The following is a 14,597-nucleotide window of genomic DNA, read 5'->3' as shown; positions in this document are numbered from 1 at the left end:
CGGCACCGGCGTGAGCCTCAGCGGCAACATCACTGACGGTAATATCAGCGGCAGCGCCACCGGCAGCGGCACGGGCGTGAACATCAGCGGCAGCAGCGCGCTGAACAACACCACCGTCAGCGGCAGCGGCGTGGACGGCGCCGGCGTGGATATCTCCGGTAACCTGACCAGCACCGGGAACAGCGCCGTCAGCGGTAACGCCACCGGCAGCGGCGCCGGCGTGAACATCAACGGCACCGTGAGCGGCGGTCAGATCAGCGGCAGCGGCGTGGACGGCACCGGCGTGAGCCTCAGCGGCAACATCACTGACGGTAATATCAGCGGCAGCGCCACCGGCAGCGGCACGGGCGTGAACATCAGCGGCAGCAGCGCGTTAATCAACACCACCGTCAGCGGCAGCGGCGTGGACGGTGCCGGCGTGGATATCTCCGGTAACCTGACCAGCACCGGGAACAGCGCCGTCAGCGGTAACGCCACCGGCAGCGGCGCCGGCGTGAACATCAACGGCACCGTAAGCGGCGGTCAGATCAGTGGTAACGCCACCGGCAGCGGCGCGAGCGTGAACATCAGCGGCAGCAGCGCGTTAATCAACACCACCGTCAGCGGCACCGGCGTCAATATTTCCGGCAACACAACCGGCACTGGCGTGAACATCAACGGCACCGTGAGCGGCGGTCAGATCAGCGGTAATTCCGCAAAAGAGTATGCGCAGGATGTTGTCCAGCAACGTGATCTGCAGACGCTGTCTGCGCTGGGAGCGACCCGCTCTGAGGGCAGCGATGTGCTGGAGACCTCTGGCTACCGTCCTAAACAGCATACGCAGACTATCAGTGTATGTGATGAGGAGAACAACTGCACACTCATCAAGGTTTCTCCATTAGGGGCTGATGTGCAAGAACCTGATCGTCACACCAACCTGATAACTGCGCCGTTGTCTTCCGGCAGCACGAAAAAACGTTAAACCTCAATGTTCAGATAAATCATCAGCGTGCGCCACAGAGCGCACGCTGCACAGGTTAATCTTCAGTATTTAGGAACGTCATAATGATGAGTAAGTCAATAGAAAGGGGCTCCCCAGCAGATCAGAAAGGCCTGACGTTTAGTTTGGAAAACTTTGAATGGCAAGTGCAACAAGGGCTTAACGAAGAGGCAAGTTGGGCGTTGATATACCTCTTACAATTGCTTGACAGCCACTATGCACAGTGGGGGGCTGGCTTTAGTGCATGGGCGCCGGGCATGACAGAAGAGGAGATAAACCCCCATATATGCACTCGCATTGCCGGCGCAATAACGACGTTATTCTCTCGTCCCGGCTTTATGGTCAGCGACAGAGGTTTTGAAGAGTTGATGAACTATCACCGCTGGCTTGCGATAATTTTTGCCGTAAGCGGCTATCGACACGGTGACCATATCATCCGCAATATCAACGCTGCGGGGGGAGGTGTGATCACCCCTTTGACACTTGACGGGGATAACCTGAGGCTGTTTTGTCTCAGTTATTACCCAGATTCGCAGATAGAGTTGCAGCCTGAGCAGCTCTGGCAATATGACCGGCAGACAGTGGTCCGGCTGTTCTTTGCCTTGCTGAGTGGGCGCGCCTTGCCAACACTGGAGTCTCACCGGAAACGTGAGCTGCTTCTGGCTTGGCTACCCGAGAAGTTGAAGGATATTGACTCACTGTTGTTTCTGCCACAGAAGGTGCTGCACGATGTTTACATGCACTGCTCCTATGCAGACTTGCCAGGAAAACACCGTATTAAGAAGGAAATAAACCGTCTAACCGCCCTTGCGCTGGAGCAGACTTACGCTGACTTTCTGCCAATGCGAGCGCCTGATGTAGGGCGTCAGAAACCGGTGCTGGCGGTGGTATTGGAATGGTTTACTTGCCAACACAGTATATACCGGACCCACTCAACATCCATGCGCGCCCTGCGTGAGCATTTCCATTTGCTGGGTATTGCGCAACCAGGGGGGACCGATGACATAACTCGGGAGATGTTTGATGAGTTCACGGAGTTGTCTGCGGAGAACGTTGTAGGGGATGCCATCCGTTACCTGAGTGAGGTACATCCGGACGTGATTTACTACCCGTCCGTGGGGATGTTCCCTCTGACCGTATTCCTGACAACACTGCGTCTGGCCCCACTGCAGTTGATGGCTTTGGGGCATCCTGCTACCAGTTGGTCTGAGCATATTGATGGTGTACTGGTTGAGGAGGACTATCTGGGGGACCCGGAATGCTTCAGCGAGACCGTCTATGCCGTACCGAAGGATGCGATGCCATATATTCCGCCGGCAAGCACGGAGAGAGTTCTGCCGGTACGCACTCCCTTTCGTGAGCGGGCGAAGGGGGCATGGCCGTTAGCCCTGCCGGTTCGAGTGGCCGTATGCGCGTCGGTCATGAAAATCAATCCGGGCTTTTTAGATACCCTTCGAGAAATCAGCGATAGAAGCCGGGTACCGGTACAGTTCTGCTTCTATATGGGCTTTGCTCAGGGGCTTATGCTGGACTACCTGCGCCGAGCCATTCGTCAGGTGCTGCCAACGGCGGAAGTGAATGCACACATGCCGGTCCAGGCCTACCAGCAGGCGCTGAACAGTTGTGAGCTGTTTGTTAACCCGTTCCCGTTCGGGAACACCAACGGATTGGTCGATACTGTGCGCCAAGGGCTGCCCGGGGTGTGCATGACGGGGCCGGAGGTGCATACGCATATTGATGAAGGACTGTTCAGACGCCTGGGGCTGCCGGAGTCCCTGATTGCCCGTGATCGAGAGGAGTACATCACGGCGGTGCTGTCCCTGACGGAGACACCACGCTTGCGCGAGCGCCTGCAGAAATACCTGACTGAAAACGACGTGGAGAAAGTGTTGTTTGAAGGGCGTCCGGAAAAATTCGCCGAACGGGTACGGCATCTGTGGGATGCGCACAGCCATCGTAAAGAGGAGGCCACCGAATGAGGCGCTGGCAGGTGGAGGATTTTGACAACCACGGCAACCTGCGCGTACACAGAGGTATGTGGTGGGCGCTGCTCCTGCTGGCCCACCCGTGGTGGTTGGTTGCCCTTGAAATGTCCATTGAACAGGGGCAGGGGCGGGTGCTGCCAGCGATATACCCGACCGAAGAGGTCCTGTATGTCGCGTTGGCCTGTAGTGCGAGCGTGTTCCTGTTTGTGTTTGTTTGTCCGTTTCGCCATGCGGCTCCGCGGCTAATGGCGGCGGCGTATGCGCTGGTCATGATGACCTGCGTTCTGATGCTGGTCAGGGTCTGCGTACAGCTGTATATCACGGCCGGTATGCATGATGAACAGTTGTGGCTGTCGCTGTTCTTTCTGACGCTGAGCTGCTTGGTGGAGCTCTGGCCGGATAAGCGTAACAGGGTGACATACTGTTTTCTCGTGCCTGGGGGCGATCACTTGACGGGAGGGCGTTATGCTGGACATAAAAAATGAATATTTCACGCTTTCGCTGGACCTGCGAAGAAGCACTCTGACGACGAAGGAGAAGGAAGTTATAAGCCTGTTGCTGGCAGGCCATGACGTGACGTCCATCGGCAGGCTGAAGAAGCGTTCAGTTAAGACGGTATCAGCGCAAAAGCTGAGTGCGTATAAAAAGCTGGGCGTTAAGAGCGATATTAGCCTGTTTCCGGGACTGATAAAACGATGGGGAATGCAGGCCACCTGCAGTGTCGGTGAAGCACCGGCAACAACAAATAATATTAATGGCGGAGATCGCATCCTGTCATAGCCGTATTTACGCTTACCATGAGCCTGGTCATCAGGGCCAAGCAAAGTTGTCTTCCAGACGGAATATTCATCACTGATTAAATGTAATTAAAGGACAAAGTAAATGATTAAAGCGTTTATAATCGTACTGTTTTCCCTTATTTCATTTAATGTTCTTTCCTCCCCTCCGGGATTTAACTCGCCGGAAGGGCAGGGATATATTCATGGTGGGTTCAGTGGTGCTGGCCCCGAACTGACAAACGTAAGCGTGGCAAGAACCCTTCCTGATGATGCTTGGGTCAAACTAGAAGGTCGAATCACAAGACGCATCGGGTATGAGATATACGAATTTAAGGACGCGACAGGTACAATTATGGTCGAAATTGATGATAAATACTGGATGGGACAAAGTGTTTCACCTGAGACGCTGCTGCAGATAGAAGGTGAAATCGATCGGGACTGGAACAGTCTTGAGGTGGATGTTAAATCTCTCCGGATTATAAAGTAATGATGTGCTGTTTAATGACTTTCCTGTGGTGTCGTGCCTGAGTTCTGCCAGAGGCAGGCCTTGGTAAAAGCCGGGGGGGATTATGAATGTATTCATATCATAAAGACGAACCTGGCAACGTAGAAAATCTTCACATGTGAAAACTTGCTGCGGGCGGCCATCGGGTGAAATGAGGGGCCGTTCGACACATTTTCTTCAAGGAAGGTGCTACCGCGATATTTCACCTTGAGGCGGCGATGGCCCGCCGCTGACCATGGTCAACGGCGGGCAGTTATTGGCTGTTAGCTTCGATTATTTTCCGGAAAATCTTACACCTAAAAAACCGTAACCTCGGAAAGATTTTGAAAAAGTTTGATAGTCTTTAAGGCATACGGGAGATATTTCATCTGTTTTTTTTCGAAAACCCATAGCCGCTGATAAGCATGCCGGGCAGCTTATCGCCAGCTACTGGGCAGGAAAAGTAATATCCCTGAAAAAGCCGGACATTACGGGATTTGAGCCATTCCCACTGCCACTTAGTTTCCACACCTTCTGCAAGAACCTGTATTCCAAGCCTTTGTGCAATATGCAGGGCAATCTCAGGAACAATCCATGTTTCTTGGTCTTCCGTTATTCTTCTGATAAAGGATGCATCGATTTTGATGAGATCTGGCCTGATTTCATCCAGCAAATCTAAGTTAGCGAACCCCGTTCCAAAGTCATCAAGAGCTAACTGCACACCATTATCTTTAAACTGCCTGATGAGCCTTACCTTTTCGGTGTGGTTAAGCCAGGACTCATGTTCTGTAAGTTCACAGATAAACGAGACAGGTAATGGACTGAAAGCAGGAAGCATTTCATCAAAAATGAACTTCTGTAGCGCAGGTGTGCACGCGCTGGAATCAAGGTTAAAACTGATAAAGAAATCATCTTTAATGAGATCAAGAAAAGGCTCCAGTGCCTGATGGATCTGCCCCATCATACAGAGAGTAAATTTTTCTGATAAACCAGCCTCGCGAATGGCTGGCATATAAAGAGATGGTGGAATAACGTTATAAACAGGATGGGTCCATCGGGATAATATTTCAACACCACATAAACAGCCCTCCTGTGTAACGAGAGGCTGGAAATAAGGGGTGAATTGTTTTCCTTTGCAGGCCATCTCTAGATTATTATCCTGTAATTGATATCTTCTGTGGGGCATAATATTTCTTCACCTTTTCAGCATTCAAAATTAAAAAACGAGGCCAGGAGTGCGAAACCAGACAGCAACATAAGTAAGTGCAAGAAATTGCTGTATAATTGATATTTGTTCGATAAAGACTTTGCACTCTAAGGGGCTGAATGTCTTGATTTATTATCAACATCTTAGTACTTGCAGAAGTCTTTTATCACCTTTCTGGCATACATATGTGAATTGTCATGCAGAATTTAGATCCTTATAAAAGTACAAAATGGCATGTAAAGTCCGCGTCATGTATATATGCTGACAAGTTATCATTGATGAACAAAACTTTTGAATGCTTTAAATTTATTTAAAAACAATAGGTTACTTAAAACTCTCCCAAGATTCATCTTTGAACGGCGCAGACTCAATCACGGACTGAGTAGTTACCGGGAGAAAATAATCAAACTCCAGAATATCATCAGAATGCTCCTGGATGGTTTCAATGTCATATCCCTCCCTTGGGTTGAGGCCATAAAAAGGCAAAACATTCATATAAATGTGATTTATAAACTTGGTATAATTTTGAAGCGTACCAACAAATTTCCATGATGCGTATGTGCCTTTATTAATAACTATTTTTGTTTCCGAACGCCCTTTATCCAGCCAGAGCATCGTATGGATGTTTATCTTATGCCCGACATTTTTCTCGACAAGATTAGAAAGAAAAATTTTCTTATTACCATCGCGTAGTGCAGAAATAATCCTCTCTGTTCTTGATAAGGTATTAAGCCCATAGTAAGGGATTTCATCCAGGCAGCATATAAAATGCTTAGCATAAACATCCCGTTTCTGGAGGTCATAGAGCTTGGGGGGCGGAAAAGTAGTATTTGCATCTCTGAATCCGGTAAGATTTTTGAATGTCCATACGTTGCTGTTCCGATACTGTAAAGGCGTATATCCGGTGTTTTTTTTAAATTCCCTTGAGAAGGTTTGTGGTGAGTCGTACAGGAGTCTCTCCGAAATTTCTGACAGAGACAATCCAGTTAACCTCAGAAAAACAGCTGCTCTGCTGACTCTCCGTAGTTGTATATATCTCCCGACAGCCATACCAATATGTCGTTTGAAAAGCAGCTGTAAATATCTCCTGCTGTAACCAGAATAAGCCACAAGGTCATCAATATTAATGCTTGTTTTATCCAGGTTATCATCAATGTATTGTGTTATGGCGTTTACCGTCATTAGTTTGAGCATAGCACCTCCCCAATATATACATATTATAGTTCAAAGGATACGTACCGTAAGGTTTTATTGGGGTTAGAATTTCCCATGATTCATGCAAGCTCGCATTAGCTAATTGTGTACTTGCCGCATCGGTTTGCACAATTAGCTAATGCAGAGGTTTCCAAAAAAAATAAAATACATCCCCGTTAGCAAGACTTGCCTCAACAGATTCAATTTATCGCACATGAGGTATATGAAAGTGATGAGAAAATTATGCCTGCCACTTGCTGTTGCAACTGTTTTTTTTAGTCTGTCAGGATATGCAAGTAACATACAGCGTACAATTATTACTGCTGATGTTGTCGCATCCGCATGTCATGTTTCTGTAGATGCTGATGGAAGCGGGCAGAATAGTATCACTTTTGATACCTATCACAAATCGTCGGGAGAAAGAATACAGCCTCGAGAATTTACGATTCGCATGTACGAAACGGGCGCGACTGTTTTAGGCTGCTCTGCATTCCTGTCTGGTAAGCAGGCCACACTGGAATTTGGAAATCCCGGGCAGCTTGATTCCGGCGGAGTAATAACACGTGGTGCCGGAGATGGTATCCGCATTAAAATAAGAGGAACAGATTCACAGGCCGATTATAAGGGGCCGATAACATCAGGTAACAGCAAGGTAAATTACCCGGTAGATTTCGCAGCAAAAGGACAGTTTCGATTCAAGGCGCAGCCGCTCATACCAAATAATGTTAAAGCAGGGGAATATACAGGCGCTTTATCTTTTGTTGTGACATATCAGTAAGAGGAGTAGGTATGTTCAGGAAAGTAAAAGCAGAAACAGTATTCCGTAAAAGTGGTATTGCGGTTGCAGTCACTGCCGCGCTGAGTTGCTTATCAGTTAATGCAACTGAAAAATTGAATATGTCTTTTATCCACGGAGGCGCAAATGCTGATCTGGCGGAATGGGGAGAACTGAGTCAGAGTTATGCTCCGGGGCGTTATTTGGTTGATGTAATCCTCAATGGAAAGGAAACGGGAAAACAAATTCTGGATATAACGCCTGCGGATAGCAATGATATATGTTTTTCTGAACAATGGCTCAGTTCAACCGGTATCTATCTCCGGCCGGAATTCTTTCGGGATAATTATGATTCAAATCGACAGTGCTATATTTTGTCTGGCGCATCGTCAGTAACCGTTGACTTTGATGTGGCTACACAAAAGTTAGCCCTTTCTATTCCTCAAGTTGGTTTGTCTGCGAAGCCAGAGGATTTGGAATGGGACTACGGAGGTAATGCATTTCGGGCAAATTATAATGTTAACGCTAATACCGGTCGTGATAATACAGGAGCTTATGCTTCGGCTGATCTGATGGCGAATGTGGGACGCTGGGTGATCCATTCGACAGCGACTGCCAGTGGAGATGAGTCTGGAAACAATGAAGCCTCAGTGGATATGTTTACAGCAACCCGAGCTGTTCGTTCACTTAGCGCAGACCTGGCTGTAGGTAAGACTCAGACAGGTAATAACTTGCTTGGCAGCGTCGGTACATACGGTTTTTCTTTGTCTCATAATAACAGTATGAAGCCGGGCAACCTTGGGTATAAGCCTGTTTTCTCAGGTATAGCTAACGGACCCGCCAGGGTTACGCTGGTTCAGAATGGACGTATTTTATACTCAGAAATGGTGCCTAGTGGACCTTTCTCCATCAGGGAAGTGCCGCTGTATACCAGTGGTGATGTGGTTATGACAGTAACGGGAGAAGACGGAAAAGAGGAGTCACAGGTATTCCCGCTCTCTGTAATGAATAACCAGCTTAGTCCAGGGCAGCATGAGTTCAGTATCGGAGCTGGTATTCCGGACGAGCAAAGCTATGTGGAAGGAGGAGTGCTATCTGCGTCCTATGGTTATGGTCTTAATGATTTCACTTTCCGTTTTGGTGGAATCTGGAATCAGGATTACTACGGTGTCAGTTCTGGGCTCGTAACCGGTCTTGGGCGATTGGGATCGTTATCCGCAGACGGGGCATATGCTTCTGCTAGTGATAACAACACTACCCGTACAGATAGCAAGCTCCAGTTGGGATGGAGCAAGCAACTTGATGCGACAAAAACGGGCCTTCGTTTAAGCTGGTCCAGACAGGGTGAAAATTATGAAGATCTGTCCTCTTTCGATCCAAAAAACATGTGGAGAAGCGAACATCACGGCAGGCGAGTAAAAGATGAATGGAATGCCGGTATCAGTCAACCTGTGGGAGATTTTTTCAACTTTTCAGTATCTGGCTGGCAGAGAAATTATTACCCAAATAAAACAGGTTATAAAAACATAGAAGATAGCGGAAAAAATAGTGGAATTTCAGGTTCCCTCAGCACGCAGATTAAGGGCGTTAACCTTAACCTTGGTGCCTCTGGCTCTAAAAATTCCCGCGGACAAAATAACTGGGCTGTTTCAGCCTCAGTATCCGTACCTTTCACGTTATTTGATCGTAAGTACAGTAGCAGTACATCCGTATCACATAGTAAAGGGGGAGGGACTGCTCTAAGTACTGGCGTATCCGGTCAACTAAATGACCGAATTAGTTACGGTTTTGGAGGAGGACGTGATGGTAATGGTGGAACAAGAAGCTATCTGAATTCTTCATATAGCGGCAATCAGGTCCATCTGAGCGGTGCTTTAAATCAATCCTCCTCAAGAGGAACCAGTGGGTCACTCTCTGCCAGTGGATCTGTTCTGGCATTGCCGGATTCAAAGGATATGATTTTAAGCCGAACTACAGGAGACACTATTGCAGTTGTTAAGGTAAAAGATACACCTGGCGTAAGAGTTAAATCGGGTAAAGGAGAAACGGATAGTTACGGTAACTTGGTTGTTCCACTTAATAGTTATGATCAGAATACCATAACTATAGATGCGAGCACTTTACCCAGAGATATTGAATTATCAACTACTAGTCAGGAAGTGGTTCCTACAGATAAAGCAGTAGTTACGATGCCCTTTGATTCTCATAAGGTCAAACGCTATCTGCTACAGATTAAAGATAAAAATGGTAAGTTTTTGCCAGGGGGACTCTGGGCTCGCGATAGCAAAAATACACCGTTAGGCTTTGTCGCAAATAATGGTGTGCTAATGATTAATGCAGTAGATTCGCTGGGCAATATTACTGTCGGAAATTGCAGGATATCTGGTAAAAAATTACAGCAAACAGAAAAGTTACAGGAGATAAATTGTGATTAATAGCATCGGTAATAACAGTTTTTTCTCAAAACGTATGGTCAGTAAGTTATGTGTCACATTAGCACTACTCATGGGTACTAATACAGCACTGGCAACGCTGTCTGCTGATCAAACACGATACATTTTTCCTGGTAATAAAGATTCATTAAATATTACTGTTACGAATAATGATAAAGAGAGAACTTTTGGTGGTCAGGCATGGGTAGATAACATAATTGAGAAAGACACTCGACCGACATTTGTTGTGACGCCTTCTTTTTTTAAGGTTAAAGCTCAAGGCAAGCAGACAATGAGGGTTATTGTGGCATCTGACCATCTGCCCCAGGATAAAGAGTCGGTATATTGGCTCAACATTCAGGATATTCCACCGGCAATGCAAGGTAGTGGGATTGCTGTTGCGTTACGAACAAAATTAAAACTGTTCTATCGCCCGCAATCTTTACTGGAAGGCCGAAAAGGTGCAGAGAGTGGTATTACTCAACAATCTCGTCCGGATGGTAGATCTGTACTTGTAAATACCACACCTTACATTTACGCAATTGGCGGTCTGCTTAGTAAAGATGGGAAAAAAATCCATGTAAATAGCGAGGATGCCAAAAAGCTGCTTATGTTTATGCCAGGAGATGAAGTGCCAGTAAATGGAAAAGTTGAAAAGGTAGAGTCATTAAATGATTACGGCGAACTCGAGACATGGGAAATCAATAAAAAAACAAACACTGAGATTAGTGTCAGAAATAAAAATAGCAGCGTAACTAAGTAAAGCATACAGACTAACAAAGGTGTATACGATGAAAAAATTAATCATTCCCTATATTCTGGCAGGTGTTACAGGAATGAATGTATGCATATTGTCTGCGCAGGCTGCCAGTGAAAAAGAAATGTATCTGGGTGTGGTGAACGGGCAGGTTCAGGGTAACAGCGTAGTTAAAGTTAATCGAACTCTGCCTGAATCAGTGCTATTCCAAGTAGATAAAAATGATGGGTTACCAGAAAAGCTAGTAATACGTAACGCCGAAAGCCGAATGGCAACAGGTGGATCGCTTTGGGTAACAGTACGGCAGTCACCCCTCCCAAACGGAGGGGAAGCGAAAGCAACCGTGAAAACGGCTCTCATTATTGATGGTAAGAAGATGCCCGCTAATGCTGCGCAACATGGAAATGATGTTGTTATCGATGTTCCTAAAGCTGCGCAATCAATTCAGCTTAGAACAGCCGAACCAATAGAGCTTCAGATTCCTGCTAATTATAAAGGGGCAATAAAAGTTGAGTTGCAAATAGAAAGTATACAGGGAGGTCAGGCAAGCTAAAGAACTTATTAAAAGTTTTCCATTATTAGCTCAGGGGATAATATAAAATTACTCTTGCAGTGCTTGCCTAATATTAGACGGCAAACGGAGTAATTTTGTGGTAAGTCCTGAAGACTTATCAACGAGAAAGGTCTCTTTAAATAACGATACATAGGAAATCCTTATGAAAAAGAAACTAATTGCTATTGCTGTAGCAACTGCTTCCGTCATGTCTGGAGTTGGAGTGGCCAATGCAGAGTCAGGCTGGCAGACGGCAGGTACGGGCGGTAGAATCGATATTGGTGGGACTATCACTGTAGAAAATATCTATGATGATCTTTGGCAGTGGAAGTTGGGTGATGCCATTGATCTGGCTAACACTGCCAGTGACATGACCAATGAAAATAAAACGCTTACTGTTACCATGACTGACAGAAAGCCGCTTTTAGTGGGTAAATCGGAAACATTCAAAACTGCGGCTGCGGGTATGGGCGCTTCCCCAAGTATCTCTTTTACGGATGCTGATGGCGATAAAGTTGAGCTCGAAACTCCGGATTCATCCTCAAACGGTGAAGCACGCCTAACCTTGCCAATTAAAGATAAGGCTCAGTCTACAATCGGTTCTCTTGAGTTAAACGTAACGGCGCTTGGTATTATGTATTCACAAGCATATATTAATGCTAGTTATTCAGCGCCTCACAAAATGGTTGCTCCAAACGAAGGAGATATCTTCCATGGGGGGCTGCCGTCTAAAATTAACGCCGGTGGCGGAAGCTCTAGTCACGCTAATAAAATCGCAGCAGACGGTGGCTGGTCTATTAATGATATGAAAACAAAGTATGATGCTCATACCGGCACCTCCCGGGCTTGGGCTTCGAGTAACAACAGCTATCGTTCTACTGGCACAGAGCGTGATGGTATTTATACCTACAGTATGGCTATTGATGCAGGACAGCAGCTGGTCGCGAACTTTACATCGCCTGTTACAACGACAACTCAGTGGAGTGCACCGCTTAATATCGCAATCACATATAACTAATATGTGTGTTAAATAAGTTAGCGCCCCGCTCCCAAGGTGCGGGGCGTTATTTGATAATAATTATCTAACAGGTATGTCAATCCCTATATAATATAATCTTGATATCATTTGGGAGTCTAAGAATGATTTGGCGAAAAATGTTGATTCTTATTCTTTCATTTCAAATATGGGCTATCCATGCAGAAATCCTTGACGGTGGGGAAATAAGATTTAACGGTTTTGTTACTGATGAAGCTCCAAAATGGACATGGCATATTGGTGCACAAGATCAGAATTGGTCAGTTGATATTGCCGATGCCCGAATTGAAAATAAACAATTAGTGTTTAGCCTAAAAGATAAAGGTTCTCTTCCGTTCTTGGAAGGCCATTTATATGAAGTGGCAGAGCGTGGTGGCCCTGGTTTTACACCATTTATTTCCTTTAGCAGCAGTGGCCATCCTTTTACCATAACAGAAGGTGGTACTAGTCGTTCGCAAAATTTTCGCGCTACGGTCCCAGTAAAAGATCCTGAAAATGGAAAGGAAGTTGGACAGCTTGCTTTTAGTGTTAATCAAGCTCTTGCGGTTAGTGTGGGTGACCAAAACGGCGAAGTAATTTTACCAACAGGTATGTCTTTTGTCAGTGGTGAGAGCATATCGAAAGTTCAACCCGGTAAATTGCCCCGTGAAGTTGTAAGTCGCCTTTCGACTCTTTTACTGATGAATAATAATTTCGGGAAGGGTATGAGCGCACTAAGTAATGGCATTGTTATTAATCAGGATGTACTGGCTAACAGAGAAGTTACAAATTTAGCTGCAGCTTATACTTCCGAATTGTCTGATTTTGAGCTGCGTTTGCCCGCAGAAAACACTCCTGCAAGATGGGAAGCTGGCCTGAACGTTACGGTAACAGTGCATTAAATTTTGGTAGGGTTACAGATAAATGAAACTGCACAAATATTTATTCCTTACAGTAAGTATCCTTCCCTCATATGTTATGGCGTGGAGTAGCCCAGGTGAACCTTTTTCTGGAGAATTAAAAGTAAATGGGGAGGTGAAGAGCTCCAGAAACCCATGGGTTTGGAAATTGGGAGGCGGAAAAGATGATTTAACTGTGAAAACATCAAAAGTGGATGCCCGTAACCGAGAAAAGGTTATACCTTTGGCTTTACCAGAATTGACAGTTTTATTGGGCAAAACAACTTTTTCTTCACCGGCAGGTCGAGAGGGATTAGCCCCTCGTATTACTTATGGAGGTGGTGAAAAAGACTTTTCTTTGAATTGGGTTTCTCCAGGCTTAGCTGAGGTTAAATTACCTGTTAAAGGAGGTGATGGTACCCAAATCGGTCGTTTAAGTTTTAAGATGCAGGCTATGGCTGTACTACGGCACTCTTATTCCGGCAAGCATAATTATGTTAATTTATACAATAACTTAAATAGTAATGGTCTGCCGGGTAATTCTCATTTAACCCCGTCAGCAAAGATCCCGGGGATTTTAGAAAACTTATTTAATGGTGAAGGTCCTCACTGGCTACAACAGATTAACATTACAGAAAGTTCGGGTATTACTCGTTTCAATGATTCATCTTTACGTCTGGTTGAGGGGGTATACGGAGCGCAGATAGTGCCAAACAGTGTAGAGTTGTCTTTAAGGGAGCAATTACCTACGAACTGGCATGTCTCGTTACCTGTTAACATTGAGTACCACTGACTTATTATATTGCAACCATATTGAAACAATATTACGGAATCATAATTTAATCCTCAGCTTGCAATGCAAATATAACTTTGTCTGATTTGCAGGAGTTAGGGTTTTGAATGATGGACTCAATAATTGACTCAACTAACTCAAGAAAAACTGTTTTACTCGTGGGTTCATGTGAATATGAGTTGATTGGTTTTGAATCTTTGTTGGTTGAATGTGATTTTATTGTAGAAAAGGCGAAGGATTTAGATAACAACCTCCGCCAGCGTTTTGATATGGTTGTTATAGCACTTAGTTCTGAACCTTTACTCAAGTGGGGGCGGTTCATTTCTGTTATTGCAAATTATCACCAAGCGCCACCTGCAAAATTAATTATATTTACCCCTGAAAAACTATGCAACCTTAAATTATTAACGCCGATAGCATTGGTTTTTAATGGCAGGAGAAAAATACCTGATTTGAAAAGCCTGATAACTTCTATCTCTAAAAATAACCCATGTCCTCCAATTAAAGTTAAAGGCCTTTCAGCAATTCAGCGCAGGGAATTGGTACGACTCAAGCTAATAGCGAGTGGATATGTTAAACAAAGGACTACACAAACCAAATTAACTTATTACCACCGATTCAGAATTGCTAATTTATTAGGGGTTGACAATTTGCATGTTTTGTTCGTTGTCGGATTGTTGTTGGAGGATATATCCATCCTGCAATTCAATTAATTTAGGATGCTGATGCATCTTGCAGGTTTGCT

Annotated in this window: 14 protein-coding genes and 1 pseudogene; 13 read left to right on the top strand and 2 right to left on the bottom strand. The window is 45.6% G+C overall.

Features of this window, described 5'->3' with window-relative positions; genetic code table 11:
• The 5 genes and pseudogenes from AACV31_RS08245 to AACV31_RS08225 form a co-directional block, all read left to right on the top strand.
• Positions 1-961: pseudogene (locus AACV31_RS08245) on the top strand (hypothetical protein); the annotation flags it as partial.
• 83 nt (positions 962-1,044) lie between these two features.
• On the top strand, positions 1,045-2,958 hold the full coding sequence (locus AACV31_RS08240; protein ID WP_165156816.1) for a cobalt ABC transporter permease: 1,914 nt from the start codon (positions 1,045-1,047) through the stop codon (positions 2,956-2,958).
• A complete protein-coding gene (locus tag AACV31_RS08235; protein ID WP_165156818.1) occupies positions 2,955-3,449 on the top strand; it encodes a DUF2919 family protein in 495 nt (164 codons plus the stop codon). The genes AACV31_RS08240 and AACV31_RS08235 overlap by 4 nt, the downstream gene beginning before the upstream one ends.
• Positions 3,430-3,744, top strand: coding sequence for a LuxR C-terminal-related transcriptional regulator (locus AACV31_RS08230; protein WP_165156820.1), 315 nt, complete (start codon positions 3,430-3,432; stop codon positions 3,742-3,744). Before AACV31_RS08235 ends, AACV31_RS08230 begins: the two co-directional genes overlap by 20 nt.
• Positions 3,745-3,846: 102 nt before the next feature.
• Positions 3,847-4,230 (top strand): YgiW/YdeI family stress tolerance OB fold protein, encoded by a 384-nt coding sequence (locus tag AACV31_RS08225; protein ID WP_165156822.1) that lies wholly within the window; start codon positions 3,847-3,849, stop codon positions 4,228-4,230.
• Between the two features lie 382 nt (positions 4,231-4,612).
• On the opposite strand, the gene AACV31_RS08220 is transcribed toward AACV31_RS08225, so the two are convergent.
• The gene (locus AACV31_RS08220) at positions 4,613-5,371 is read right to left on the bottom strand and encodes an EAL domain-containing protein (RefSeq protein WP_255491402.1); all 759 of its coding nucleotides are present in this window, start codon (positions 5,369-5,371) and stop codon (positions 4,613-4,615) included.
• Between the two features lie 387 nt (positions 5,372-5,758).
• Positions 5,759-6,628: a helix-turn-helix domain-containing protein gene (locus AACV31_RS08215; RefSeq protein ID WP_165156827.1), complete on the bottom strand. Its 870-nt coding sequence runs from the start codon at positions 6,626-6,628 to the stop codon at positions 5,759-5,761.
• 232 nt (positions 6,629-6,860) lie between these two features.
• Here AACV31_RS08215 and AACV31_RS08210 point away from each other — a divergent pair, with 232 nt between their 5' ends.
• The 8 genes from AACV31_RS08210 (at position 6,861) to AACV31_RS08175 (ending at position 14,565) form a co-directional block, all read left to right on the top strand.
• Positions 6,861-7,406 (top strand): fimbrial protein, encoded by a 546-nt coding sequence (locus tag AACV31_RS08210; RefSeq protein WP_165156945.1) that lies wholly within the window; start codon positions 6,861-6,863, stop codon positions 7,404-7,406.
• 11 nt (positions 7,407-7,417) lie between these two features.
• On the top strand, positions 7,418-9,838 hold the full coding sequence (pefC, locus tag AACV31_RS08205) for a PefC/AfrB family outer membrane usher protein (protein ID WP_165156829.1): 2,421 nt from the start codon (positions 7,418-7,420) through the stop codon (positions 9,836-9,838).
• A 34-nt stretch (positions 9,839-9,872) separates the two neighbouring features.
• Positions 9,873-10,598, top strand: coding sequence for a fimbria/pilus periplasmic chaperone (locus AACV31_RS08200; protein WP_165156947.1), 726 nt, complete (start codon positions 9,873-9,875; stop codon positions 10,596-10,598).
• 28 nt (positions 10,599-10,626) lie between these two features.
• Positions 10,627-11,145, top strand: a complete 519-nt coding sequence (locus tag AACV31_RS08195) for a DUF5462 family protein (protein ID WP_165156831.1) — start codon at positions 10,627-10,629, stop codon at positions 11,143-11,145.
• Positions 11,146-11,308: 163 nt separating this feature from the next.
• Positions 11,309-12,163 carry a F4 family fimbrial subunit gene (locus tag AACV31_RS08190; RefSeq protein ID WP_165156833.1) on the top strand — a complete coding sequence of 285 codons (855 nt, stop codon included), beginning with the start codon at positions 11,309-11,311 and terminating at the stop codon, positions 12,161-12,163.
• Between the two features lie 122 nt (positions 12,164-12,285).
• Positions 12,286-13,062 carry a F4 family fimbrial subunit gene (locus AACV31_RS08185; protein ID WP_165156835.1) on the top strand — a complete coding sequence of 259 codons (777 nt, stop codon included), beginning with the start codon at positions 12,286-12,288 and terminating at the stop codon, positions 13,060-13,062.
• Between the two features lie 22 nt (positions 13,063-13,084).
• Positions 13,085-13,852, top strand: a complete 768-nt coding sequence (locus AACV31_RS08180; protein ID WP_165156837.1) for a F4 family fimbrial subunit — start codon at positions 13,085-13,087, stop codon at positions 13,850-13,852.
• A gap of 107 nt (positions 13,853-13,959) precedes the next feature.
• Positions 13,960-14,565 carry a hypothetical protein gene (locus tag AACV31_RS08175; protein ID WP_165156839.1) on the top strand — a complete coding sequence of 202 codons (606 nt, stop codon included), beginning with the start codon at positions 13,960-13,962 and terminating at the stop codon, positions 14,563-14,565.
• Positions 14,566-14,597 lie beyond the last annotated feature (32 nt).

Source organism: Cronobacter sp. EKM101R (assembly GCF_963888145.1).
Taxonomy (GTDB): Bacteria; Pseudomonadota; Gammaproteobacteria; order Enterobacterales; family Enterobacteriaceae; genus Cronobacter; species Cronobacter turicensis.
This window is presented reverse-complemented; position numbering and strand designations above follow the sequence as displayed.